The organism is Burkholderia sp. AU15512 (genome assembly GCF_002223325.1).
Classification (GTDB): domain Bacteria; phylum Pseudomonadota; class Gammaproteobacteria; order Burkholderiales; family Burkholderiaceae; genus Burkholderia.
Map to the genome: position 1 here is coordinate 1,221,152 of NZ_NKEX01000003.1, position 23,827 is coordinate 1,244,978.

General features: G+C 65.8%; 23 protein-coding genes. 18 read left to right on the top strand and 5 right to left on the bottom strand.

What is annotated here, in order from left to right; translation table 11 throughout:
- The first annotated feature begins 491 nt into the window (after window positions 1-491).
- From CFB43_RS08315 to CFB43_RS08380, 14 genes are all read left to right on the top strand, one after another.
- The gene (locus CFB43_RS08315) at window positions 492-662 is read left to right on the top strand and encodes a Flp family type IVb pilin (protein ID WP_089472660.1); all 171 of its coding nucleotides are present in this window, start codon (window positions 492-494) and stop codon (window positions 660-662) included.
- Between the two features lie 82 nt (window positions 663-744).
- Window positions 745-1,245 carry an A24 family peptidase gene (locus tag CFB43_RS08320; protein WP_089494724.1) on the top strand — a complete coding sequence of 167 codons (501 nt, stop codon included), beginning with the start codon at window positions 745-747 and terminating at the stop codon, window positions 1,243-1,245.
- Window positions 1,242-1,712, top strand: a complete 471-nt coding sequence (locus CFB43_RS08325) for a TadE/TadG family type IV pilus assembly protein (protein ID WP_089494725.1) — start codon at window positions 1,242-1,244, stop codon at window positions 1,710-1,712. The genes CFB43_RS08320 and CFB43_RS08325 overlap by 4 nt, the downstream gene beginning before the upstream one ends.
- A gap of 85 nt (window positions 1,713-1,797) precedes the next feature.
- Window positions 1,798-2,709 (top strand): Flp pilus assembly protein CpaB, encoded by a 912-nt coding sequence (gene cpaB, locus CFB43_RS08330; RefSeq protein ID WP_089494726.1) that lies wholly within the window; start codon window positions 1,798-1,800, stop codon window positions 2,707-2,709.
- Between the two features lie 66 nt (window positions 2,710-2,775).
- Window positions 2,776-4,110 (top strand): type II and III secretion system protein family protein, encoded by a 1,335-nt coding sequence (locus CFB43_RS08335; protein WP_089472664.1) that lies wholly within the window; start codon window positions 2,776-2,778, stop codon window positions 4,108-4,110.
- A 45-nt stretch (window positions 4,111-4,155) separates the two neighbouring features.
- On the top strand, window positions 4,156-5,436 hold the full coding sequence (locus CFB43_RS08340; protein ID WP_089473244.1) for a fimbrial protein: 1,281 nt from the start codon (window positions 4,156-4,158) through the stop codon (window positions 5,434-5,436).
- Between the two features lie 3 nt (window positions 5,437-5,439).
- Window positions 5,440-6,804, top strand: a complete 1,365-nt coding sequence (locus CFB43_RS08345; protein ID WP_089494727.1) for a CpaF family protein — start codon at window positions 5,440-5,442, stop codon at window positions 6,802-6,804.
- On the top strand, window positions 6,797-7,792 hold the full coding sequence (locus CFB43_RS08350; protein ID WP_179254808.1) for a type II secretion system F family protein: 996 nt from the start codon (window positions 6,797-6,799) through the stop codon (window positions 7,790-7,792). Before CFB43_RS08345 ends, CFB43_RS08350 begins: the two co-directional genes overlap by 8 nt.
- A gap of 4 nt (window positions 7,793-7,796) precedes the next feature.
- Entirely contained in the window at window positions 7,797-8,807 is a 1,011-nt protein-coding gene (locus CFB43_RS08355; protein ID WP_089494729.1) for a type II secretion system F family protein, read from the top strand.
- A gap of 23 nt (window positions 8,808-8,830) precedes the next feature.
- On the top strand, window positions 8,831-9,718 hold the full coding sequence (locus CFB43_RS08360; protein WP_089494730.1) for a tetratricopeptide repeat protein: 888 nt from the start codon (window positions 8,831-8,833) through the stop codon (window positions 9,716-9,718).
- A 24-nt stretch (window positions 9,719-9,742) separates the two neighbouring features.
- Window positions 9,743-10,072, top strand: a complete 330-nt coding sequence (locus CFB43_RS08365) for a DUF3613 domain-containing protein (RefSeq protein WP_089494731.1) — start codon at window positions 9,743-9,745, stop codon at window positions 10,070-10,072.
- Between the two features lie 11 nt (window positions 10,073-10,083).
- Window positions 10,084-11,958, top strand: coding sequence for a TadG family pilus assembly protein (locus tag CFB43_RS08370; RefSeq protein ID WP_089494732.1), 1,875 nt, complete (start codon window positions 10,084-10,086; stop codon window positions 11,956-11,958).
- A 17-nt stretch (window positions 11,959-11,975) separates the two neighbouring features.
- Window positions 11,976-13,367, top strand: coding sequence for a sigma 54-interacting transcriptional regulator (locus tag CFB43_RS08375; protein WP_089425235.1), 1,392 nt, complete (start codon window positions 11,976-11,978; stop codon window positions 13,365-13,367).
- A 54-nt stretch (window positions 13,368-13,421) separates the two neighbouring features.
- Entirely contained in the window at window positions 13,422-14,123 is a 702-nt protein-coding gene (locus CFB43_RS08380; RefSeq protein WP_089494733.1) for a DUF2968 domain-containing protein, read from the top strand.
- A 77-nt stretch (window positions 14,124-14,200) separates the two neighbouring features.
- Here the strand turns inward: CFB43_RS08380 and hfq are convergent, their stop codons facing one another.
- Complete coding sequence (gene hfq / locus CFB43_RS08385; RefSeq protein WP_089494734.1) at window positions 14,201-14,779, bottom strand: RNA chaperone Hfq; 579 nt, start codon at window positions 14,777-14,779, stop codon at window positions 14,201-14,203.
- A 295-nt stretch (window positions 14,780-15,074) separates the two neighbouring features.
- On the opposite strand from hfq, the gene CFB43_RS08390 reads away from it, so the two are divergent.
- Window positions 15,075-15,359: a hypothetical protein gene (locus tag CFB43_RS08390; protein WP_089494735.1), complete on the top strand. Its 285-nt coding sequence runs from the start codon at window positions 15,075-15,077 to the stop codon at window positions 15,357-15,359.
- 23 nt (window positions 15,360-15,382) lie between these two features.
- Here CFB43_RS08390 and CFB43_RS08395 read toward each other — a convergent pair whose 3' ends face one another.
- From CFB43_RS08395 to CFB43_RS08410, 4 genes are all read right to left on the bottom strand, one after another.
- Entirely contained in the window at window positions 15,383-16,300 is a 918-nt protein-coding gene (locus tag CFB43_RS08395; RefSeq protein ID WP_089494736.1) for a DUF1571 domain-containing protein, read from the bottom strand.
- A gap of 29 nt (window positions 16,301-16,329) precedes the next feature.
- Window positions 16,330-18,084 carry an AMP-binding protein gene (locus CFB43_RS08400; RefSeq protein ID WP_089494737.1) on the bottom strand — a complete coding sequence of 585 codons (1,755 nt, stop codon included), beginning with the start codon at window positions 18,082-18,084 and terminating at the stop codon, window positions 16,330-16,332.
- 156 nt (window positions 18,085-18,240) lie between these two features.
- Window positions 18,241-19,062, bottom strand: coding sequence for a TetR/AcrR family transcriptional regulator (locus CFB43_RS08405; RefSeq protein ID WP_089494738.1), 822 nt, complete (start codon window positions 19,060-19,062; stop codon window positions 18,241-18,243).
- Between the two features lie 215 nt (window positions 19,063-19,277).
- A complete protein-coding gene (locus CFB43_RS08410; RefSeq protein ID WP_089494739.1) occupies window positions 19,278-20,498 on the bottom strand; it encodes an MFS transporter in 1,221 nt (406 codons plus the stop codon).
- Window positions 20,499-20,780: 282 nt separating this feature from the next.
- On the opposite strand from CFB43_RS08410, the gene CFB43_RS08415 reads away from it, so the two are divergent.
- From CFB43_RS08415 to CFB43_RS08425, 3 genes are all read left to right on the top strand, one after another.
- Complete coding sequence (locus CFB43_RS08415) at window positions 20,781-21,323, top strand: GNAT family N-acetyltransferase (protein WP_089494740.1); 543 nt, start codon at window positions 20,781-20,783, stop codon at window positions 21,321-21,323.
- 136 nt (window positions 21,324-21,459) lie between these two features.
- Window positions 21,460-22,086 (top strand): ParB-like protein, encoded by a 627-nt coding sequence (locus tag CFB43_RS08420; protein ID WP_047850977.1) that lies wholly within the window; start codon window positions 21,460-21,462, stop codon window positions 22,084-22,086.
- A 7-nt stretch (window positions 22,087-22,093) separates the two neighbouring features.
- The gene (locus CFB43_RS08425; RefSeq protein ID WP_089494741.1) at window positions 22,094-23,824 is read left to right on the top strand and encodes a SulP family inorganic anion transporter; all 1,731 of its coding nucleotides are present in this window, start codon (window positions 22,094-22,096) and stop codon (window positions 23,822-23,824) included.
- Window positions 23,825-23,827 lie beyond the last annotated feature (3 nt).

The window sequence follows — 23,827 nt, forward strand, 5'->3', positions numbered from 1 at the left end:
GAGAACGGTTTCGCGCGTTTCGTAACGTAACGTCACAACATTGGCGTTACGCGTGCGGCGTAACGTGGGGGGCGTGCAGGCTTGGTGGACGAGGCAATTGTTTTACTGGTGGATTAGGTGTGCACATCTAACCTATCGTAAATCCTATGTGTAAGTCGTACCGAAACGCCGTACAAATACGTTGTGCTCCTGGTCATTTTTTTCGATCCGTGTCGTTAAAAGAGGTTGGAATTTAAATGGGATCGGATATAGAATCGGCAGCAGATGTAAGCAAATGTACGGTTCGGTACACAACGTTCGAGGAGGGTCACTATCGCGAATGTTAACTTGCATCAAATGTTGAGCCATGCCCCTCGGGGCAATCTATAAAGAAAGTGCACCCGATTGTCGCTACAGCAGATGTGGCGAACAGAGCGGGGCAACCGGCCAGATATGCGAGGACGTATACGTATAAAAGGCCAAAGAACGTAAATACAGGCACGAGGAATAAAATGAAAGCAATGATGATTCGCTTCCTTCGGGAAGAAGACGGGGTTACCGCGATCGAGTATGGTCTGATTGCGGGTCTGATTGCGGCCTTGATCATCGGTAGCGTCACCACTATCGGTACCAAGATCTCGGCGCTGTTCACCACGATTGCCAATACGTTGCCGACCGGCTGATCCTCGTTAGTTCGATGGGTGGCGAGCGGTCCGTTTTCGCGGCCCGCTCGCCCTTACGTCGACATGGTCGGTCGATCGCGATATGGCACATCTTCTCAGTACCAGCATTTTTTTTGCCTGGGCGACGCTCGTTGCCGCCGGTGATATTCGATTTCGGCTTGTTCGAAATACGCTTGTCGTCGTCGGACTCCTGGCGGCGCTTGCCAGTGCATTGGCCAATGCAAATCCGTTTGGTATTTCAGTCGGGCAGGCATTGATCGGCATGCTCGTCGGATTCTTGAGCTTTTTCCCGCTTTTTGCATTTCGCGTGATGGGCGCGGCGGACGTGAAGGTGTTCGCGGTTCTCGGCGCGTGGTGCGGTTTGTCGATACTGCCGTGGCTGTGGGTTGTCGCCAGCCTGGTGGCCGGTATACATGTCCTCGCGCTGATGACGCTGTCCCATACGCCGCTGGGCGCGCTGTGGTCGCGCGGTTCGCCGACGTTCGCGCTCGGTGCGCGGCGGGCGACGCCGTATGCGGCCTGTCTCGTCGCGCCTGCAGCGATATGGCTGGCCTATCTCGTCGTTACCGGGGGGGTGCAATGAAGCGACAGTGCCGGCCGCGGTCGTGGCGGCGTCAGCAGGGGGCGACGGCGGTCGAGTTCGCGCTGGTGTTTCCGCTGTTCTTCCTGATCATGTACGCGATCGTGACGTACGGGCTGATCTTCGCCGTTCAGCAGGGCTTGACGCTCGCGGCGACCGAAGGCGCGCGTACGGCGCTGAATTATGTCTACGAGTCCAACGGGTCGGGGGCGCAGGCGCTGACGGACCGTGCGAAGGCGGCACAGTCGACGGCGGTCGGGCTCACGACGTGGCTGGCCAACGTTCAGATTCCGACGCCGGTGTCGGGGGCATGCAGTTACGACGCAACCATGTATTGTGTGACGGTCACGGTGACGTACCCGTACAAGACCAACCCGCTGGTTCCATCGCTGCCCCTGCTCGGACTCGTTACGCCGACGCAGTTGACCGGCACGGCAACCGTGCAGATCAACCCGGCCACCATTTTATGAAACGGACGCCGGGCGGCGCGCGGTAACAGGTGCAAGCGGCGTTCGCATATCGACATAACAACATTTACGGCACTCGACATTCACCATGGGCAACAACTTGACGAAGATCATCGCCGGGCTGCTGATTGCGCTCGCCGTGCTGCTCGGGATCTATGCGTGGATGCTTGGCCGCGCGCCGGCCCATCCGCCGGCCGCGGCGCCCGCTGTGGCGACGGTGCAGACGGTCCCGGTGGTCGTGGCGACGCGTCTGTTGCCGGCTGGTCAACCGATTCCGGCCGATGCCCTGAAGCTGGCTTCGGCACCCATGATGCCGACCGGCGGCTTCAGCGATCCGTCGCTGCCTGTCGGTCGTATTCCGGCGAACGACATTCTTGCCGCCGCGCCGGTCGTCGAGGGCGGCTTGACGTCGGGGCTGGCGAACCAGGTGGCGCCCGGCGAACGGGCGGTGGCCATCAAGGTCGACGAGACGAATGCGGTCGGAAACCGGTTGCGCCCCGGCAACTTTGTCGACGTGTTCCTGAATTTGCGGCGCGACAACTCGGGGATGGCGCAAACCGGCTCGGAAATTCCCAATTCACAGGCGCGATTGCTGATGTCGAAGCTGCGGATCCTGTCGTTCGGCGACGCGACGCCCGATCGTGACGGCAGCGGCGGCCCGGGCGGCGCGGTACGGACCGCCGTGCTCGCCGTGCCGACGGCACAGGTCGATGCGCTGACGCTCGCGGAAGCAAGCGGCCGGCTGACGCTGGCACTGCGCAATCCGCGCGATGACGAAGTCGCGACGCAGACGGTCGCGATCCGCACGGCCGGTGACCTGACGCCTTCCGGGCAGGCGGCCGCCGGCGTGTGGCTCGATGAACTTTCAGGCGGGCGGGCACGCAATACGCCCCGCGTGCAGGCGCCGGCGCGTGCGCCGCGCGCACCGATCGTCGCGCGCGAAGGCGGGAGCAGTATTGAAGTGATTCGGGGTGGGCGAACCGAAACGGTCGCTTATTGACAACCTAAACACGGTCATCGACAGCAGTAACGGAAGGGAGAAGGCCGTATGACGGTCTCCGACACAATGACAAAAAAACTGATTGCATACGCGATTGCCATCTGGGCCATGACCTTCGCCGTGTTGTCCGGGGCCGCCGGCACAAACGGGTCGATCGATCTGGCGGTCGGCTCGCAGCGACAGGTCGCTACCGGCCGCACGCTGCAGCGGATCGCGGTGGGCGATCCGTCGGTCGTCGACGTGCTGGTCATGAAGGGCAGTCGCGCCGGCAATGTGCTGCTGGTTGCGAAGGCGCCGGGTTCGACGAATGTGATGCTGTGGGAGCGCGGTCGCGACGAGCCGACCGTGTGGAACGTCAATGTCGTCGATGCAGCCGCACAGGCCGTGCTGGACGGCGCGGGACCGTCCGTGAGGGCGTATGGCGGCGCGGCAGTCGTGTCGGGCGCGGCAGCGTCGCTTGACGCGCACGAGCGGGCAGTTGCCGTCGGCAAGCGGATGGGCGGCAAGGATGCGGCGGTGATCGATGCGTCGACGGTCGGCAATCGGAACGTCGTGCAAGTCGACGTCCGGGTCGTGGAATTCAGCCGTTCGGTGCTGAAGGAAGCGGGGCTGAATTTCTTCAAGCAGAGCAACGGATTCGCTTTCGGCGCATTTTCGCCGGGCGGTCTCCAGTCGGTGACCGGCGGGGGGACGGGGGCATTCCAGGCGACGGGCGGCATTCCGATCGCGTCCGCGTTCAACCTGGTGGTGAATTCGGCGGGGCGCGGCATTTTCGGCAATATTTCGATTCTCGAGGCGAACAATCTGGCCCGTGTGCTCGCGCAGCCGACCCTCGTGGCGTTGTCCGGGCAAAGCGCCAGCTTTCTCGCCGGTGGCGAAATTCCCGTGCCGGTGCCGCAGGCGCTCGGCTCGACGGCGATCGACTGGAAGCAGTACGGCGTCGGCCTGACCCTGACGCCGACCGTGCTGAGCCAGCGCCGCATCGCACTCAAGGTGGCGCCCGAATCGAGCCAGCTCGACTTCCAGCATGGCGTCACGATCAACAGCGTCTCGGTGCCGGCGATCACGACTCGCCGCGCCGACACCACGGTCGAGCTCGGCGACGGGGAAAGCTTCGTGATCGGCGGCCTGATCGACCGCGAAACGATGTCGAACATCAACAAGGTGCCGGTCCTGGGCGACCTGCCGATCATCGGCGCCTTCTTCAAGTCGCTGAACTATCAGCAGAACGATAAGGAACTGGTGATCATCGTGACGCCGCATCTCGTTGCGCCGATCGCGAAGGGCGCGCCGTTGCCGACCACGCCGGGCGAATTGTCCGAACAGCGCGATGGTCCGGTGTGGCGGTCGTATCTTGGCGGTATCGCATCACCCGATGCGGCGCCCGGATTTTCGAAATGAATGCGGGACGAGATGTCGCGCGATATGTAACCGGGGGTGTTCAACATGAACGCGAGAACCCTATCGTTGGCTGAGCCTGCCGTGACCGATTATTTCGTGTGCGCATCGCAGCAGGACGAGCATGCCCGCTGGCTGGGCGAGACACTCGTGTCGGCCGGCACGGTGGAAGCCTTGTCACTCGAACCGGGCGCGCTGAGCCAGCGCATCACGGGGCTCAATCCCGCGATCGTCTTCATCGATTTTTCCCGTGCGCACAGCGCGGCGAGCGCTGCCGCGGCTGCCGTACGGCTGGCCCATCCAGGCCTGCCGGTCGTCGCGCTCGGCACGCTCTCGGAGCCGGAAAGCGCGCTGGCCGCACTGCGGGCCGGCGTACGCGATTTCATCGACGTGTCCGGTAGTGCCGAGGATGCGTTGCGGATCACCCGCGGGTTGCTGGAACATACCGGCACCGAGCCGGCCAACCGGCACGGCAAAGTCGTCGCGTTGCTCGGCGCACGCGCCGGGATGGGCGTCAGCACGCTCGCCTCGAATCTGTCCGTGTGGCTGCACAAGCGCATGGGTTCGGCCGACCCGGAAGGCGGCACGCCTGCATTCGGCGTCGCCGCGCCTCACGCGCGGCAGACGGCGCTGGTCGATCTCGGGCTTCCCGCGGGCGACAGTGCGCTGTTCCTCAACACGCGCTGCGAATTCCATTTCGTCGAAGCCGTGCGCAACCTGCGGCGCATCGACCGGACGTTCGTCAATACCGCGCTGACGCGCCACGCGAGCGGCGTCGCGCTGACCACGTTGCCGCCCAATCTCGCCGACCTGCGCGACGTGTCGTACGCCGCATGCGTCGGGCTGTTGAACCGGCTGCGCGCGTTCTTCGATCAGCAGATCATCGATCTCGGCGGATTCACGAACCATGAATTCGTTGCGCAGATCACGGCGGTGGCCGACGAGGCGTGGCTCGTGTGCGACCAGGGCGTCGCCTCGATCGTCTCGGCGGTCGACCTGCTGGAAGGGCTGCGCGATGCGGGCGTCGACATCGGCAAGATTCGTCTCGTCGTCAACCAGTACGACGCGACGCTGAGCCTGACGCCGGCCCAGATCGCGGAACGGCTCGGCATTTCGCACCTGGCGACGCTGCCGGCGCGTCGCGTGGCAATCGGCCAGGCGGCCAACCAGGGGCGGCTGATCGTCGATACGGCCGAACGCGATCCTTATGTGCGTGCCCTCGAGCCGCTCGCAGATCGACTGGCCGGCCCGGTTTCCGCCGGCCAGCGCACCGCATTGGGCTTGTCCGCCCTGAAGCGTTTCATTCAACCTTCGTCCAGGCGATCGTAAGCGATGGCACACGACATCCAATTTGCCGACGGCGCAGCGCCGTTCTCCCAGTCGCAGCAGTTTCACGACATCAAGAATGCCGCGCACGAGCATCTGCTGACGCGCATCGAGGAACTCGGCGCCGAATTCGGCCGTTGGTCGCGCCAGGCGATCAACCAGTTCGTCGATCTGGAAATCGACAGCTTCGTGCGTCTGCGGCGCATTCCCCTGAACGAGACCGAGGTCAGGGCGATTGCGGAGGCGCTGACGAAAGAGCTCGCCGGGTTCGGTCCGATCGAGGACCTGCTCGCCGATCCGCACGTCGAGGACATCCTGATCAACGGCTACAACGACATCTACGTGTCGCGCCACGGCATCCTGGCGAAGCTGCCGATCCGTTTCACCGACAACGCGCACCTGCTGCGGATCGTGCGCCGCATCCTCGCGCCGATCGGCCGACGTCTCGATGAGTCGAACCCGATGGTCGACGCGCGGCTGCCGGACGGCGGGCGCGTCAACGTCGTGATCGAGCCGCTGTCGATCGACGGGCCGGTCGTCTCGATCCGGAAATTCCGCAAGGATCCGCTGAAGCCGGCCGACCTGCTCGCCAACGGCACGTTCAATACGGAAATCGGTACGTTGCTGGAAGCGGCGGTCGAGGCGCGCTGCAACGTCCTCGTGTCGGGCGGCACGAGCTCCGGCAAGACGTCGCTGCTCAATGCGCTCGCGTTTCACATTCCCGAGCACGAGCGGGTCGTGACGATCGAGGACACGGCCGAGCTTTCGCTGAATCACCCCCATGTCGTGCGTCTCGAGAGCCGCCCGGGCGGCTTCGACGGCAACGGCGTCGTGACGATCCGCGACCTGCTGCGCAATACGCTGCGGATGCGGCCGGATCGCATCATCGTCGGCGAAGTGCGCGGCGGCGAGGTGCTCGAGATGTTGCAGGCGATGAATACGGGGCACGACGGATCGATGGGTACCGTCCACGCGAGTTCGCCGCGCGAGTGTCTGTATCGCCTCGAGATGCTGGCCGGTTTCGCGGGTTTCCAGGGAACGGAATCGAGCCTGCGCCGGCAGATCGCGAATGCCATCGACTTCATCGTGCAGATCGGCCGGCTATCGAACGGCCGGCGCCGGATTCTTTCGGTTACCGAAGTGACCGGACTGTCCGACAACATCATCGCGACCCAGGAACTGTATCGCTACGAGGCGCGTGTGACGCCGGAGGGCGAAGAGGTCGACAACTGGGAGTCGCTCGGCATTCATCCGCATTCGCCGAAGCTCGCACGCTTCCGCCAGTCGCTGCAGGCCGCCGGTTTCGGCGGTAGCGGCGGCAGTGGTTTCGGTGGCGGCTTCGGGCGCGGGGGCGGGGGCTTCAATGTATAGCCTGATGGCCGGCGTGCTTGCAATGGCACTGCTTTGCGTGGCCGCCGCGTTGATGCTGTGGCGGCATGGCGAGGCGAAACGCGGCCGAGCCGACGTGCAGCGCTTCATCGACAGCCGCATCGAGCCGGCCGCGCGGGCGGCGGGTGCGATTCAGCGCGACGCGCGGCCGGCGCCGAACGTCGCGGCCGCGTCCGGCGCGGCGCGCGCGCAATCCGCCGCGCCGGCGTCGCGCTGGGCACACTGGCGCGAGATCGCGATGGAATACCTCGCCAACCTGGCGAGTCGTGCAGGGATCGAGGATGCACGCGGCAAGGCGCTTCTCGCGCTATTGGGATTGGCCGCGGTCGGGCTCGTGGCCGGTAACCGGGGCGGCTGGCTCGCTTGCATCGCCGCGCTCGTGTGCGGCGCGTCGCTGCTCGTGTTCTGGCTCGTGTCCCGCATTCAGCGGCGGCGCCTGGCGATCGTGCGCCAGTTGCCGTCGTTCCTCGACGGCATCGTGCGTCTCGTCACGCTCGGCAACAGCGTGCCGGCGGCGTTCCAGGCTGCGCTGCTGACGACGGAGGCGCCGTTGCGCGGGTGTCTGGACCACGTATCGCGGATGTTGCGCACCGGGGTCGAGATCGACCGTGCGATGGGGCATATCGCGAGCGTCTATCAGACCAAGGAGTTCGAACTGGTCGGTTCGGTGCTGCGGCTCTCGGTTCGGTACGGCGGCCGCGCCGACGTCATGCTCGACCGGATGTCGACGTTCATGCGCGACCTCGAGCAGGCCGAGCGGGAGCTGGCGGCGATGTCGTCGGAGACGCGGTTGTCCGCGTGGGTGCTGGTCATGTTGCCGATTGCGATCGGCAGTTTCGTGATCGCGACGAATCCGCTCTATCTCCAGTCGATGTGGAACGACTACACGGGACGTCAGCTGTTGTTCGTCGCCTTCATGCTGCAGTTCGCGGGCGGGATCTGGTTGTACCACATGGCCAAACTCAGGTGACGGCATGACAGCCAATCAACTCGGTTCGCTCGCACTGGCACTCGGCGCGCTCGGCGTCGTGCTGCTGGCATGGCTCGCGGTGCGCCGCGCGGGGGCGCAGACGCGCAGCGATCGCACGCTGGCCAGCGCGCTCGAGCGGCGCACCGCGACGCTCGAGGCAGCGGGCGCACGGGCCGCACAGCAGTCCGATGAATCCCGGCCGAATCCGGTCGGGCGCGCTGCCGGCGCCAGGCCGTCGTTCGTCGTGCAATGCCTGGACCGCCTGTCGATGGTCGGGACGCGCCTGCTCGATACCCGTTTGGGCCGGTATCTCGTCGCCGACGAAGATCGGCTGTTGCTGGAGCAGTGCGGTTACGCCGACACGCGTACCCGCGGGCTGTTCCTGAGCGCGCGGCTCGCCTGCGCGATCGTCGTGCCGTTGCTTTTCCTCGTGCTGATGGGCTCGCACCTGACCGGCGCGCAATGGCGGGCCGGCGGGGGCATCGCGCTCGTCACCGGCTTCATGTTGCCGAAGCTCTACCTGCGACGTCGTGCTGCACAGCGCCGGCAATCGGTGATCGACGAACTGCCGCTGCTGGTCGACATGCTTCGCTTGCTGCAGGGTGTCGGATTGTCGCTCGACCAGAGCATCCAGGTCGTGACGAACGACTTCAAGGGAATGATGCCCGTGCTGTCGCTAGAAATGGAAATCGCCCAGCGGCAATTCGCTGCCGGCCGGACGCGCGAGCAATCGCTGCAGCGGCTGTCGTCCGGTTTCGAGAACGAGGATCTGCGTGCGATCGTGCGGCTGCTGATCCAGGTCGACAAACACGGCGGCGCGGTACAGGAGCCGCTCAAGCAGTTCGGTGACCGGTTGCGCGAGGCGCGCCGCGCGATGCTGCGTGAACGGATCGGCAAGCTGACGGTGAAGATGACGGGCGTGATGATCCTGACGTTGCTGCCGGCGCTGCTGATCGTGACGGCCGGGCCGGGAATGATCTCGGTGTTGCGCGCGCTGAGCCAGGCGCAGCCCTGATGCCGGGAAGCCAAGGAAGCAAGATGAGACGCATCGATGAAATCGTGAAAGTGGCCGGCGTGCTGGCAATGGTGGGCCTGCTCGGCGCGTGCTCGGCGTTCAAGGAAAGCGGGTACGGCGTCGGTCCGCAGGCCGAGCGTGCCGCGCTGATGGACGCGGCGGCGCAGAAGCAGGCGGCGCCGGATACGCCTGGCATGTATCTCGGCCTGATCGAGCGGATGCAGTCGCAAGGGCTGTATTACGCGTCGCTGGCGCATATCGACGCATACGAAAAACAGTACGGCGCATCGCCGCAGACGATCCTGCTGCGCGCCGATGCGTTGCGCATGACGGACCAACCCGCCGCGAGCGCCGCGGTGTATACGCAGTTGCTCAACACGGCGCTCGCCGCGCGCGGCTATCGCGGTCTCGGGCTGATTGCCGGCGGCGCGGGCGATTTTCCGCGCGCCGCGCAGGCGCTGTCGCAGGCCACCGTGCTGGCGCCGACCGATGCGTCGACGCTTTCGGATCTCGCCTACGCGAAGCTGCGCAGCGGCGATGTCGACGGGGCGCGCATTCCATTGATGAAGGCCGCGGAGCTCGATCAGAGCAATCCGAAGATCATCAGCAACCTGGTGCTGTACCTGCTCGCATCCGGCCGGACCCATGATGCGCAGAAGCTGATGGCGCAGCAGAAGCTGTCGACGGACGTTCGCAACGACATCCGCAACGACGCGGCGCGGATCACCGCGGCGGCGCGCACGTGGCGTCGCGCATCCCAGGCGCCGGCTTCGGCGTCGGTTGCCACGCCGATCGGTTCGGGGAGCGTGGTCGACGTGTCGGGCTCGGATGTCGCGAAGCGTCCGTCCCCGGTGGCGAACATCCAGGGATTCGATCCGACTGCGCCGCTGCTGCAGCGGTTTGCACAATGAAAAAAGGCATTGGGGGGAACTGACATGACGAACAACAAGAATTCCGGTCGCGTGGCACGCGTGTGCCAGGGTGTCGCGCTTCTCGTGCTCATGGGGGCCGCTACCGCGGCGTATAGCGACCAGCCGGCGCCCGACGCGTCGGAAATCGGTCACGCAACGAACGCACTGCTGGCATTCCAGCGTGACGGACGTGCGGCCGGGCCGGCGTTGCCGGCACTGGGCGATACCGCGTCGCTGTCCTATCAACGCTATCTCGAATCGTTCAAGCACAAGATTCCGGAATCGATGGGGTCGCCGGTCAGCTCGAGCGGCAACGGATCGTCCGGCGGGCAGGGTTCATCGCAATCGTATTGAGCGGAGCCGCGATGAGCATTGCTCGACATGCATCGAACCGGATGGCCGGACCCGGTCGCGCGTCGCCGCGGCGGCAGCGGGGTTCGGTCGTCGTCACGGCGGCCGTGTGGATCCTGCTGTCGATGGTGATTCTCGGTTCGGTCGATATCGGCAACGTCTTTTTCACGCGCCGCGACATGCAGCGCGTGGCCGATCTTGCTGCGCTCGCCGCGGTTCAGAAGCTGGACGACACGTGTGCGAACGTGACCTCCGTGGCCACCAGCAACGCCACGACGAACGGCTTCACGCTGGACGGCAGCGGCACCACGTCGCTGTCGGCCGAATGCGGTTACTGGGCGCCGTCGGCGACCGGGACGGCGAGCTCCTTCTATTCGTCGAAATCGACGGTGCCGCTCGCGACGCAGTTGAATGCCGTGCGGGTGACGGTCTCCAAGACGCTGCCGTATTTCTTCTTCGGGCCGACCCGCACCGTGACCGCCACGTCGACCGCGAAGGCAACCAACATCGATACCTTCTCGATCGGCGCGACGCTGGCCGCGGTGGGCGGCGTCGGCTGCTCGGGCGCGCCGAGCGGGAACCCCGGCCTGGTGAACGCGCTGCTGGGCTCGTTGTTGCAGGGGCAGGGCGGCACGCCGCTGAACCTCAATCTCGTGTCCTACCAGGGGCTCGCCTGTGCGAACGTCAAGCTCGGCGACATCGCCGTCGCGCTGCAGTCGCTGTCGGTCGGCAACGGTACGATCGGCGGGCTGGTCAATGCCAACGCGTCGGTCGGCACGTTGCTCAACGCGATGGTGGCGGCCGTCAACAAGACGACCACGCTGGGTACGACGCTGCAGACCAGCGCAACCGGCGCACTGACCACCCTCGCCAACCTGAACCTGCTCAGCAACACGGCGCTCAAGGTCGCCAGCCTGACCGGACAGGGCGCGACGTCGCTGCTGACGCTGGGCCTCGCGAACACGCAGGCGGCGGCCGACGCGACCGTGAACGTGCTTGATCTCGTGATGGCGATGGCGCAGATCTCGCAGGCCGGCAAGCCGGGCGTGGTGATCGGCGCCAACGTGCCGCTGACGCTGCCGAACGGCAACTCGGTATCGATCGTCCAGTTGCAGGCGCAGGTCATCAGCCCGCCGACCATTGCGGTCGGCGAAGGCGGGAAGGACAAGAACGGTGCGTGGCGGACGGTTGCGACGAACGCGCAGGTCGGCCTGTATCTCGTCGTCAACCTGGGCGTGAATCCGCTGCCGGTCGTGGTGTCCGCGAACGTGTATCTGCCGCTTTACGTGCAGCTGGGTGCCGGCAGTGCGACGCTGCTGTCGACCAACTGCCTGACATCGCCGAATTCCGCGACGATCACCGCGCAGCCGAGCATCGCCAATCTCTGCATCGGCCAGCCGCCGCTCACGGCCGGCAATCTGCTGAACCTGCCGGCGAACTACAGTTGCTCGACGCCGGCCAAGGTGCTCGACGTGCTGGTTCTGGCCGGCGCCGTGGAGGTGTCCGCGACCGTTTCCAACGTGTCGGTGAATCTGGCCGGCAGCCCCGCAACCAACACGTTCTACGGGCGCGGCGGCAGCGATCCGTCGTACTACTGGACAACCAATACGAACGCGCTGGGTTCGGCCGTGAACAACGCGCTGACGGGATTGCAAAACGCCCAGATCACACCGACCGTGAGTCTGCTGTTCGGGATCGTCACGGTCACGATTCCGCCGAATTTCATTTCATCGCTGTTGTCGGTCCTGACCACCGTGCTGAGCCCGCTTTTGACCGCGCTCGACGGTATCATCGATCCGTTGCTGGACCTGCTCGGTGTCCAGCTCGGTGCCGCCACGGTGCATCAGATGTCGCTGACCTGCGGCGTCGCGCAAACAGTCAGCAATTAGAGAAGCAAGACCACCCGATGAGAACCACGCCCGCAATCGAAGAGCTCGACCTGTACGTCTGGGAAGGCAAGGCGGACATTGTCGACCGCGTCGCCCGGTGCATGGCGAGCTTCGACGTCGAAGTGATCCGCGCCGACAACGCGGAGATCTCGCCCGAGCGCGCCGCCTTGCGGCCGTCGCTGGCGATCATCAGCGTGACGATGATCGAAATCGGCGCCGCGTTCCTGCGCGACTGGCAGGCCAACATCGGCATGCCGGTCGTCTGGGTCGGCGCGGCGCGCGATCACGACGCGTCGCAGTATCCGCCCGAGTATTCGCACATCCTGCCGCTCGACTTCACGTGTGCCGAACTGCGCGGGATGATCGGCAAGCTCGTCACGCAGCTACGGGCGCATACGGCCGAAACGTCGCATCCGACCGAACTCGTCGCGCACTCGGAATCGATGCAGGCCCTGCTGCACGAAGTCGATACGTTCGCCGATTGCGACACCAACGTGTTGCTGCACGGCGAAACCGGCGTCGGCAAGGAGCGCATCGCGCAACTGCTGCACGAAAAACATTCGCGCTACCGGCATGGCGAATTCGTGCCCGTGAACTGCGGCGCGATTCCCGACGGCCTGTTCGAATCGCTGTTCTTCGGTCATGCGAAGGGATCGTTCACGGGCGCGGTTGTTGCGCATAAAGGCTATTTCGAGCAGGCGGGCGGCGGCACGCTGTTCCTCGACGAAGTCGGCGATCTGCCGCTGTACCAGCAGGTCAAGCTGCTGCGCGTGCTCGAGGATGGCGCGGTGCTGCGCGTCGGCGCGACGTCGCCGGTCAAGGTCGATTTCCGCCTGGTCGCGGCGAGCAACAAGAAGCTGCCGCAGCTCGTGAAGGATGGCCTGTTCCGCGCCGATCTCTACTACCGGCTCGCGGTGATCGAGCTGAGCATTCCGTCGCTGGAGGAGCGCGGCGCCGTCGACAAGATCGCGCTGTTCAAGTCATTCGTCGCGCAGGTCGTCGGCGAGGAGCGGCTCGCTCAGTTGTCCGATCTGCCGTACTGGCTGACGGATTCCGTCGCGGACAGCTATTTCCCCGGCAACGTGCGTGAACTGCGCAACCTCGCCGAGCGTGTCGGCGTGACGGTGCGGCAGACGGGCGGGTGGGATGCCGCGCGGCTGCAGCGGTTGATCGCGCACGCACGCAGTTCGGCCCAGCCGGTCCCGGCGGAGAGTGCGGCCGAGGTGTTCGTCGATCGCAGCAAGTGGGACATGAACGAGCGCAACCGCGTCATTGCGGCGCTCGACGCAAACGGCTGGCGGCGTCAGGATACGGCGCAGCAACTCGGCATCAGCCGCAAGGTCCTGTGGGAAAAAATGCGCAAATACCAGATCTTCGACGAGGAGCCCGAGACCCGCGAAAGTGAGTAATTAATGAGATAAAATCGCGCTGAATTACAACGACTCGGGCGGGAATAGAACTTCATGAGCCATATGACGGGGTTGGGAAGGGCGTGCGTATTGTTCGCCCTGGCGGGAGGCATGCAGGGCGCATACGCGCAAAGTCTGGCGGACAGCGGTTCGCCCGTCGTACAGCAGGCATCGGCGCCCGTGGCGGCGATTCCGGCGATCGATTCGCAGACGTCGCTGCAGCCGCAGGCGGGCGAGTCGACGGGGCCGAGCACGGTCGACGACTTGCAGCGCCAGATCCAGGCGCACTCGCTGACGGAAATGCGCACGAGCTACAACGGCAGCTACGGCGCGAGCCTGCTGTTCAACGTGAAGGACGGTGCGTACTTCGTCGCGCTGTTCCAGCAGAAGGCGTTCTGGCGCGTCATCAAGACTTACGACGAAACGCGTGCGGAAGCGATCTATCGCGATTTCTCGCGCCAGGCGGAGCGGCTGGCCGTGAACGAACTGCGGGCGGCGAAGCTGGAATCGCAGAAGGCGCAAATGGACAAGCAGATCGAGGTCACGCAGGATCGCGCACGGCGTCTGCAGGCCGATATCTCGATCGCCCGCCAGCAGCAGGCGGCGGTCGCGGATCGCCAGAAGAGCGTACGCAACGAGACGGCCGCCTTGCAGGCGCAGCAGGCCGAGCTTCAGTCGCAACTGCGTGCGTTGCAGCAGCAGGTGCGTTCGTTGCAGCGTGAGGCCGATGCAGGCCTGCCGACGACGGCACGCTGAACCCGGCGGCGGTGCGGCGACATGCCGCGCCGGCCGCACCAGTAAAAAGGGCAAGCCGGTTGGCTTGCCCTTTTGCTTTACTGGCCGTCCGGCACGATTCGCCGGCGGCGCGTCACGATGACCGGCCCGCTGCCGCCGCGGGCATCCGACGACGAGGCGTTGCCGGATGCGTCGCCGGTGTCGCGCGGTGCGCCGTAGCTTTCGCGCGGTTCACGGGGTTCGCGCGGGGCACCGTAGCCTTCGCGCGGCTCACGCGAGCCGTAACCCTCGCGCGGTTCGCGCGAGCCATAGCCTTCACGCGGTTCGCGGGAGCCGTAGCCGCCGTCGCCGCGCGATTCACGCGAGCCGCCGTGCGAGCCGTACGGGCTGTGACCGCCGCCTTCACGGCCGCCGGGGCGCCCGCCGGTGCGCGGCCCGCGGGGGCCGCTGCCGCCCGGGCGCGAGCCGCCCGTGTCGAGCTGGATCGTGGAAATCGCGCGCTTGTAGATGCCTTGCAGACCCACGGGGGTGCGCAGCATCACCAGGTACTGGTCGAACGACTCGATGCACCCCGTCAGACGAATGCCGTTGACGAGATAGATTTCAACGCGCTTACGTTCCTTGCGCGCCGAATTGATGAAGTCGTTTTGCGGATGGGATTCTGCGGGATTGGCCATTGAGGTGCGGCAGGAGCCTGCGTCAGAGAATATGTTGTGCGTGTGTGTGGCGTGTTCGTCCACAAGGTGTTTGGCGGGATTCTACCCTGTTCAATCGGGGAGCGCGTAGTCGTGATTGTGTCGAACCGTAACCCACTATAGACGTTCCAGCGCATTTTCGCGATTCGGCCAAACGGCTAACGCCATTTCGTTACGTCGCGTTACGACTCTCGCAAGGCCGTATCACCTGGGTTCGCGCGCGACGTTTACTTTAGTCGCGCGAGCCGGGCGGGCCGGCATATCAGGGATTCAGAACATGGACAAGAGACGATGGGCAGGGTGGGTCGGGAGCGTGGCGTTGCTGGCTTCCGGCAGTGCGATGGCGGGGCATGTCGACCTGTCGGTCGGTATCGGCGTGCCGGTCGCGCCGGTCTATGTCGAGCCGGCCCCGGTCTATGTGGCGCCGCAACCTGCCGTGGTCGCCTATCCAGGCTACGGATACGGCTACTACGGCGATGACGACGACGACCGCTATCGCAAGTGGCGCAAGCACTATTACAAGCATTGGCACCGGCACCACGGCGACGACGATGACGATTGAGCCCGAGGCCAGCCCCGCGCGCATCAGAACGCGTAGTCGGGGTTTTTCGGGTCGAATGCGGTGTCGTCGAGCGTCGTCGGGGCGATTTTCTCGATGACGATCCGCTCGAAGATCTTGCCGTCGTTGTCATACGACTCGACGGTCCGGAAATAGGGCGCGTGCAGGTCGAGCCCCAAGATTTCCTTCTTCGCGTAGAACTGCGGTCGCCCGGTCGGTGTTTCGTAGGTGAGCGTAACGACGCGCACGCCGTTGATCGTTCTGGCTTCCACATCGGTCGGCCGCTGCACGCCGGCTTCCAGATATTTCTTCCCTTCGGTCAGGTACAGGTTCGTGATGAATTCGGTGCCCAGATCCTTCACCTGGTGATTCGACTGGGCGCGCGCGAGTGCGCCGTCGATGGCCGTCCATAGCGGAATCTTGCCGAGCAGGCCGCCGAGGTGGCCGTACATCTCGTCCTTGCGCTGCGTCGTGTCGTAGATGGTCTCCTGTCCGGCGTGCGCGCCGCCCGGCAGCCATTTCGCATAGACGCGCAGCGGCTCGCGGGTGGTCTTCACGAGCATGCGGTCGGGCGTATCGGACCATTTGCCGCTGATGCGTTCCTGGCGCACCATCGTGAACTGGTAGGACGGATAGCCGTTGGGACCGTTGCGGATATAGAGCGGCACGGCGAGCGGATCGAGCGCCTTGAAGAGCGCGGTGAGCGTCGCGTCATCGAGTTGCGCGAGCGTGCCGCGCTGCGCGGCCGTGCGCAGCCAGCGCGCCTGTTGCGCGACCGGTTCGCGGGTGACTTTCGCGAGATCGGCCGGCAGCGCGACCTCCTGCGCCGCGCCCGCGGCGCTGGCCGCTTCCTGCGCATGCAGGCCAGTCTGGGCGAGCCACAGCATGCACGCGACTGCCACGGCGGCGGCATGCCGCGCGTGGCGCTTCTTTCCTTCGTTCATCGACGGCGTCTCCCGGGGCGATGGATCGTTCAGCCTTGCTTCGCGGCCTTGATTTTGGCGAGTTCCTCGTCGCGCAATGCGCGGCGCAGGATCTTGCCGACGTTCGTCTGCGGCAGCGCGTCTCGGAACTCGACGAATTTCGGCATCTTGTAGCCGGTCAGGTTCTTGCGGCAGTGCGCGAGCACGTCGTCGACCGTCAGCGCCGGGTCGCGGCGCACGACGAACACCTTGATCCGTTCGCCCTGCACCTCGTCGGGAATGCCGATCGCCGCGGCTTCGCTGATGCCCGGATGCATCACCAGCACTTCCTCGATCTCGTTCGGATACACGTTGAAGCCCGACACGAGGATCATGTCCTTCTTGCGGTCGATCAGGCGGATGAAGCCGCGTTCGTCCATCACGCCGATGTCGCCGGTGCCGAGCCAGCCGTCGGCGTCGATCACCTTGGCCGTCTCGTCGGGGCGCTGCCAGTAGCCGCGCATCACCTGCGGACCATGCACGCACAGCTCGCCCGGTTCGCCGACGGGCGCCCAGGTGCCGTCCTCGCGGCGAAAGCGCACGACGGTGGACGGCGCGGGCAGGCCGATCGAACCGCTGAACGCGGCCATGTCGTTCAGGTCCACGGGGTTCATCGTGACAATCGGGGAGCACTCGGTCAGGCCGTAGCCTTCGACGACCGGCCGGCCCGTCACCTGCTGGAAGCGCTCCGCGACCGCGCGCTGCATCGCCATCCCGCCGGCCATCGCGAGCTTCAGCTTCGAGAAATCGCGCTTGCGGAATTCCTCGTTGTCGAGGAACGCGTTGTACAGCGTGTTGATGCCGGTGATCCCGGTGAACGTCTCGTTGCGGATGATCTTCATCACCATCTTCATGTCGCGCGGGTTCGCGATCAGGATGTTGCGCCCGCCGAGCCCCATGAAGATGAAGGCGTTCACCGTCAACGAATAGATGTGATACAGCGGCAGCGGCGTGAGCACGGTTTCGACGTCGCCCGAGACCTGGTCGGCGATCCAGGCCTTCGCCTGCAGCAGGTTCGCGATCAGGTTGCCGTGCGTGAGCATCGCGCCTTTCGCGACGCCGGTCGTGCCGCCCGTGTATTGCAGGAACGCGAGGTCGTCACGCGTGATCTGCACCGGCTGCGGCGTGCCGCGCGCCCCGAGCGCAAGCGCCGAGCGCAACCGGATGGCCTGCGGCAGGTGGTAGGCCGGCACGAGCTTCTTCACGTGCTTCAGCACGAAATTGATCAGGCGTCCTTTCGCATTGAAGCCGTCGGCGAGCAGGTCGCCGAGGGCGGTGACGACGATGTTCTTCACCTGCGTTTCCGGCAGCGCGTCCTGCAGCGTGCGCGCGAAGTTCTCGAATACGACGATCGTCTGCGCGCCGCTGTCCTTCAGCTGGTGCGCGAGTTCGCGCACGGTATAGAGCGGATTGACGTTGACGACGATCGCACCGGCCTTCAGCGTGCCGAACAGCGCGACGGGGTACTGGAACGTGTTCGGCAGCATGATCGCGACGCGGTCGCCGGGCTTGATGCCGATGCCTTGCAGGTACGACGCGAACGCGTCGACTTTCCGCGCGAGCGTGCGATAGGTCATCGATGCGCCGGCGCTCACGTAGGCGACGCGCTCGGCGAAGCGGCTCGTGCATTCGTCGAAGAACTGCACGAGCGATGCGTACTGCGTGACGTCGATCTCATGCGGGACGCCGGGCGGGTATGACGCGTACCAGATGCCGTCGGTGTTCGGCGGAAGCTGGGCCGCTGCGGTTGCTGCGGAAGATGACATGACGAGTCTCCGGTCTTTGCTCTCGGCGAGGGCGGGCGCTTCGGCGCCGGCCCGTGCCTCGTGCCGCACGGTCGATCGACGGGGCGCCTCGACGCCCCGCACGACCGCGCGTTTCGATCAAATCGTGAACAGGAAGCCGCGCGTGGCCTCGCGCGCTCAGTTCGTGGAATGCAGCGTCGCCGTATCGACGGCGGTCGCAGCCGACTGCGGCAGCCCGAACGCTTCGCTGGCCCCCGCATCGTCGAGCACGGCCGCGAAGATCGACAGTTGCGCGCTGTCGGGCATCGGCGCTTTCAGCGCGGCGACGATCAGCGACGACAGTCGCGCGATCATCTGCACGTCGTTCATCGTGCGGCCTTGCGAGAACTCGTCGATCAGGCTTTCCGTTTCGGCGCCCGCGAGCGCGCCGGACAGCGCGCCGATCGCGAAATGCAGCCGCCAGCCGAGCTCCGTGCGCGGCAGGTGCGGCAACGCGCGCTGGAACGCGTCGAAGAAGCGGCCAGCGACGCTCGCGTAGTGCGCGGTCAGGAAGTTGCGCACGAACGGCGACGGATCGGTGTACGCACGGCCGATCAGGCGCAGGAAGCCGGGCCCCCCGCGTTCGGGATTGCGCGAGGCCTTCAGCGCCGGAATGAACATTGCGCCGAGCACGTGCTCGCAGGTGATGTGCGTGCCGAGTTGCGCATCGAAGCGGTCGAGGATACCGAGGCGCTCCTGGTTGAGCTGGTCGAGCCGGCGCGACAGCATCGCGTGGATCAACGCCTCCTTGCTGCCGAAGTGGTAGTTGACCGCGGCGAGGTTGACCGCCGCGCGCGAGGTGATCTGGCGCATCGACATCGCCTCGAAGCCATGCTCGATGAACAGGTCCTCGGCCGCATCGAGGATGCGCGCCTTCGTCCCGCCGGTCTGCCGCGTGCCGGATGACCGTGCCCCGGACGGCCGTCCCGCGGATGGCCGCCCCTCCTGACTTACTGCCATGTCCCGCCTCCCATGCCGGTCGCCCGGCCGCGAACTGGTGATTTGTTTGTCTGATTCAAACAGCCGTTTTTATTAAGATAAAAAATCGCGGACGGAGCGGGCAAGCGGGGAATCTGGACAAATTCCTCTAGTTCGATGTGCGAATGCGGAAAGTATCGCGCGTGCCCTCGGCAGGACGGGGTACGCGCGATGATGCGGTGCGGCAATGCGCGGGTTCAGCCGACCGTGCTACGCGTATTGACCGATTGCGTCATGTCGATGCCGCGCCGCTCGCGGCTGAACAGGATCAACACGGCGATCACGACGGCGACGACGCCGGCCACGAGCGCGAGCGCGAAGCCGTAATTGTTGTTGTTCGACACGGCGAGCGAGGCCTGCATCGTCGCGTTGCCCGACGCGAGCAGGTTGCCGAGCTGGTAGACGACGCCGGGGAAGGTCGCGCGGAGCTCGTCGGGCGAGATCTCGTTCAGGTGAACCGGGATCACGCCCCACGCACCCTGCACGGAGATCTGCATCAGGAACGCCCCTGCGGCGAGGGCAATCGGGCCGCTCGAGAACGCCCACAGCGGCAGCACGGGCAGGGCGATCAACGCGGCGATGAAGATGGCGCGACGCCGGCCGATCCGCTCCGAGATCGCGCCGAACGACAGGCCGCCGACGATGGCGCCGATATTCAGCACGATCGTGATCCACGACACGGTATGCGGATCGAAGTGATGCTGTTCGCGCAGGAACGTCGGATAGAGATCCTGCGTGCCGTGCGAGAAGAAGTTGAACGCGGTCATCAGCACGATCGCGTAGATCGTGAGCTTCCAGTTCTGCTTCAGCGTGGAGCCCAGGCTCGGGCGCGGGCGCTTTTCCATCTGCTTCCATGCCGGCGATTCGGGCACGTGCGAGCGCACGTACAGCACGAGCAGCGCGGGCAGCACGCCGACCATGAACATGCCGCGCCAGCCGATGTACTGGTAGAACAGGCCGAACACGACGGACGCGAGCAGGTAGCCGCTCGGATAGCCGGCCTGCAGCAGCCCCGACACGAAGCCGCGCGCATGGGTCGGCACGGTTTCCATCGTGAGTGCCGAGCCGACTCCCCATTCGCCGCCCATCGCGACGCCGAACAACGCGCGCAGCACGAGCAGCGCGGTCAGGCTCGGTGCGAAACCCGATGCGAGTTCGAGCAGCGAGTAGCATGCGATGTTGACCATCAGCGTCGGGCGGCGGCCGAAGCGATCGGCGAGCCGGCCGAAGATCAGTGCGCCGAGCGGGCGCATCGCGAGCGTCAGCGTGAGCGCGAACGCGACGGCGGGAATCGTCGACCCGAATTCGGCGGCGATGTCCTTCAGCACGAACACCATCAGGAAGAAATCGAACGCATCGAGTGTCCAGCCGAGGTAGGCGGCGATCGTGACGTTGCGTTGTTCGCGGGTCCAGCTCATGTCCGAGGTCTCCTCGTTGGCTTGCGCGCTCACGTTGTGGATGCGGATGCCGGCCCGGCTTGCGCGCGGTGCGGGGGCATGGATCGAGTGTAGGCGGCGGCGCCGGACGATGTGGGGCGCGATAACGTCGAATCGGGAATAATCCCTAGGAAATGAACTGTTTCGGAAATGGCAATGCCGTCGCACCAAACCGGCGACAGGCATCTGTATCATTCCGGAAGGCTGTTTGTAGCCGTTTTGTAATGCGCCCCGATGCGCATCGTCACCGAATCAGGAGTCCCGATGACCGAACGTTCCGCCGCCACGCTGCCCGTGCTCGAGACTGCGCGGCTGTGGCTGCGTCCGCGTGTGCTGGCCGATCTCGACGCGTGCGTCGCGATGGATCGCGATCCCGAGGTCACGCGGCACATCGCGGGCCCGTGGCACGACCCCGTCGAGCATCGGCGCTTCGTCACGCACCGGATCACGTACGAGTATCCGCCGGGCCTCGGCTACTGGTCGATCTTCGAGAAGGCCGCCCCCGATGCGTTCGTCGGCTGGATCCTGCTGATTCCCGACTATGTGGACGGCGCGCGCGACGTCGAGATCGGCTGGCGGCTGGTGCGTGCGACATGGGGGCGCGGCATCGCGAGCGAAGCGGCGGCGGCCGTCGTGCGTCACGCGTTCGACACCGTGCGCCTGCCGCGCGTGATCGCCGATATCGCCGAGGCCAACAGCGGCTCGCTGAATGTCGCGCGCAAGCTCGGGATGCGTCGCGTGAGTGTCGTGCACGATGGCATTCCTTACATTCGACATCGTCTCGAACGCAACGATCTGCGCGCGTAGCGCGGCGTCGTGCGTGGGCGGGCCGTCGGGCGGTTGTCAGAGATCGTCAACCGCAGGCGTATCGAGGTCATGACGTATTAACGGCTCGCGCGATCAGGAGTATCGTTGCCGGAATTTCGCAACATGGGGTACGACCATGGCTCTCGGCAACGATGTTCACCTGATTCCCGTCAAGCTGGAAGAACTGCGTCCCACGCAGATGACGGTCGGCTATCGCGAAGTGAAGGCGAAGCGCAAGCACTGGAAGGCGCTCAACAAGCGGGCACGCAAGGCCGCGATCGAATCGCACTGGTTCCCGGCCGTGCTCGGCCCGGGCGGGCTGCACTACATCACCGATCACCACCACCTCGGCCTCGCGCTGATCGAGGAAGGCGAGGCACGCGTGAACGCGATGCTGCTGAAGGATCTGTCGTGGCTCGACGACACGATCTTCTGGCGGATGATGGAACACAACCAGTGGGTGCATCCGTTCGGCGCGGACGGCACGCGTCGCGACTACGCGAATCTGCCGAAGGCGCTGACCGGGCTCGTGGACGATCCGTACCGCAGCCTCGCCGGTGAGCTGCGCACGGCGGGCGGCTATGCGAAGGATGCGACGCCGTTCAGCGAATTCCTGTGGGCCGACTACCTGCGCCAGCACGTGTCGCTCGACCAGATCCGCAAGAACTTCGCGAAGGCGCTCGACATCGCGCTGCATCGCGCGCACGAGCAGGATGCACGCTATCTGCCCGGCTGGTCGGGCGTCATTGCCGTCAAGCCCTGACCGCCTCATGACGACCGCCCCGATCCGCCCCGATGCCGGCCCGCAGCATGCCGACCATTTTGCCGCGCTCGACGCGGCCGCGCCGCCGCCCACGCGACGCATCAGCCTCGATGCGCTGGCCGGCCTGTCGATCGCGGGGCTGCTGATCCCCGAGGCGGTCGCGTACGCGGGGCTGGCGAACCTGCCGCCGCAGGCCGGTCTGATCGCGTTGCTGTCGGGGCTCGTCGTCTATGCGCTCACCGGCAGCAGCCGCTTCGCGATCGTGTCGTCGACGTCGTCGTCGGCCGCCGTGCTCGCGGCGACCGTGCTCGCGGAGTCGGGGATGGCGCTCGCCGCGCAGCTCGCGCTCGCGGCGGCGCTCGTCGCGATGACGGGCGTGCTGTTCATCCTGGCCGGTGCCGCGCGGCTCGGCGGCATGTCGGATTTCGTCGCGCGGCCGGTGCTGCGCGGCTTCACGTTCGGCCTCGCGCTGACGATCGTCATCAAGCAGTTGCCGAAGATCCTCGCGATTTCGGTGCAGCACAGCGATGCGCCGCATGTCGCGCTCGACCTGATTACCGGCGCGCCGCACGCGAATCTCGCGAGCGTCGTGCTCGGCGCCATTGCGCTGGCGTTGCTGTTCACGCTCGGGCGCAGCTCGCGCGTGCCCGCGACGCTCGTCGTGATCGTGCTGTCGATCGCGGCCGGCTACGCGATCGACTGGCAGCGATACGGGATCGCGATCGTCGGCCATATCGATTTCAAGCATATCGAGTTCGGCCTGCCGACCCTCGACCGCAACGCGTGGATGCAGACCATCGAGCTTGCGTTCGCGCTGATGCTGATCCTGTACGCGGAATCGTACGGGTCGATCCGCAACTTCGCGCTGAAGCATGGCGACAGCGTGTCGCCGAACCGCGACCTCGTCGCGCTCGGCTGCGCGAACCTCGTGTCGGGCCTGCTGCACGGGATGCCGGTCGGCGCCGGCTATTCGGCGACCTCGGCGAACGAAGCGGCCGGCGCGCAGTCGCGCTTTGCCGGCCTGTGGGCGGCGGGCGTGGTCGCGCTGATCGTCTGGCTGCTGCTGCCGCAGCTCGCGCGCACGCCGGAGCCCGTGCTCGCGGCGATCGTGATCTTCGCGGTCAGCCACTCGCTGCATCCGTCGGTATTCCGGCCGTACTGGGCCTGGCATCGCGATCGGCTCGTCGTGATCGCCGCGCTGCTCGCGGTGCTCGTGCTCGGCGTGCTGCACGGGCTGCTCGCGGCCATCGGCGTGAGCCTGCTGCTGACGCTGCGCAAGCTGTCCGAACCGAACGTCAGCGTGCTCGGCAGGCTGCGCGACAGTCACGATTTCGTCGACGTGGCGAGCCATGCCGAGGCGAAGCCGGTGCCGGGCGTGCTGATCGTGCGGCCCGAGGCGCAACTGTTCTTCGCGAATGCGGACCGGATGCTGAACCGCGTGCGTGCGTTGATGAAGGCTGCGCCGGACGCGCATACCGTGATGCTGAGCCTCGAGGAAACGCCGGATGTCGACAGCACGACGATCGAATCGTTGCGCACGTTCGCGGCGGAATGCACGGCGCGCGGGTTGCGGCTCGCGATCGTGCGGCTCAAGGTGCACGCGCTGCATGCGTTGCGCCGCGCGGCCGACGATACGCTGCACGACGATGCGATGTCCGAACTGAGCGTCGACGAGAGCCTGCAACTGCTGCAGGCCCGGATGCCGCCGGACGGCAGCGACGGCACGACCGCCGCGTGACGG

Bases quoted from the DNA above. Each gene is read 5' to 3' on its own strand.
- CFB43_RS08370 (WP_089494732.1), top strand. From the start codon at position 10,084: ATGAGCATTGCTCGACATGCATCGAACCGGATGGCCGGACCCGGTCGC.
- CFB43_RS08325 (WP_089494725.1), top strand. From the start codon at position 1,242: ATGAAGCGACAGTGCCGGCCGCGGTCGTGGCGGCGTCAGCAGGGGGCG.
- CFB43_RS08360 (WP_089494730.1), top strand. From the start codon at position 8,831: ATGAGACGCATCGATGAAATCGTGAAAGTGGCCGGCGTGCTGGCAATG.
- CFB43_RS08395 (WP_089494736.1), bottom strand. From the start codon at position 16,300: ATGAACGAAGGAAAGAAGCGCCACGCGCGGCATGCCGCCGCCGTGGCA.
- CFB43_RS08350 (WP_179254808.1), top strand. From the start codon at position 6,797: ATGTATAGCCTGATGGCCGGCGTGCTTGCAATGGCACTGCTTTGCGTG.
- cpaB (WP_089494726.1), top strand. From the start codon at position 1,798: ATGGGCAACAACTTGACGAAGATCATCGCCGGGCTGCTGATTGCGCTC.
- CFB43_RS08315 (WP_089472660.1), top strand. From the start codon at position 492: ATGAAAGCAATGATGATTCGCTTCCTTCGGGAAGAAGACGGGGTTACC.
- CFB43_RS08355 (WP_089494729.1), top strand. From the start codon at position 7,797: ATGACAGCCAATCAACTCGGTTCGCTCGCACTGGCACTCGGCGCGCTC.
- CFB43_RS08320 (WP_089494724.1), top strand. From the start codon at position 745: ATGGCACATCTTCTCAGTACCAGCATTTTTTTTGCCTGGGCGACGCTC.
- CFB43_RS08340 (WP_089473244.1), top strand. From the start codon at position 4,156: ATGAACGCGAGAACCCTATCGTTGGCTGAGCCTGCCGTGACCGATTAT.
- CFB43_RS08420 (WP_047850977.1), top strand. From the start codon at position 21,460: ATGGCTCTCGGCAACGATGTTCACCTGATTCCCGTCAAGCTGGAAGAA.
- CFB43_RS08410 (WP_089494739.1), bottom strand. From the start codon at position 20,498: ATGAGCTGGACCCGCGAACAACGCAACGTCACGATCGCCGCCTACCTC.
- CFB43_RS08425 (WP_089494741.1), top strand. From the start codon at position 22,094: ATGACGACCGCCCCGATCCGCCCCGATGCCGGCCCGCAGCATGCCGAC.
- CFB43_RS08365 (WP_089494731.1), top strand. From the start codon at position 9,743: ATGACGAACAACAAGAATTCCGGTCGCGTGGCACGCGTGTGCCAGGGT.
- CFB43_RS08390 (WP_089494735.1), top strand. From the start codon at position 15,075: ATGGACAAGAGACGATGGGCAGGGTGGGTCGGGAGCGTGGCGTTGCTG.
- CFB43_RS08335 (WP_089472664.1), top strand. From the start codon at position 2,776: ATGACAAAAAAACTGATTGCATACGCGATTGCCATCTGGGCCATGACC.
- CFB43_RS08415 (WP_089494740.1), top strand. From the start codon at position 20,781: ATGACCGAACGTTCCGCCGCCACGCTGCCCGTGCTCGAGACTGCGCGG.
- CFB43_RS08345 (WP_089494727.1), top strand. From the start codon at position 5,440: ATGGCACACGACATCCAATTTGCCGACGGCGCAGCGCCGTTCTCCCAG.
- CFB43_RS08405 (WP_089494738.1), bottom strand. From the start codon at position 19,062: ATGGCAGTAAGTCAGGAGGGGCGGCCATCCGCGGGACGGCCGTCCGGG.
- CFB43_RS08400 (WP_089494737.1), bottom strand. From the start codon at position 18,084: ATGTCATCTTCCGCAGCAACCGCAGCGGCCCAGCTTCCGCCGAACACC.
- hfq (WP_089494734.1), bottom strand. From the start codon at position 14,779: ATGGCCAATCCCGCAGAATCCCATCCGCAAAACGACTTCATCAATTCG.
- CFB43_RS08380 (WP_089494733.1), top strand. From the start codon at position 13,422: ATGAGCCATATGACGGGGTTGGGAAGGGCGTGCGTATTGTTCGCCCTG.
- CFB43_RS08375 (WP_089425235.1), top strand. From the start codon at position 11,976: ATGAGAACCACGCCCGCAATCGAAGAGCTCGACCTGTACGTCTGGGAA.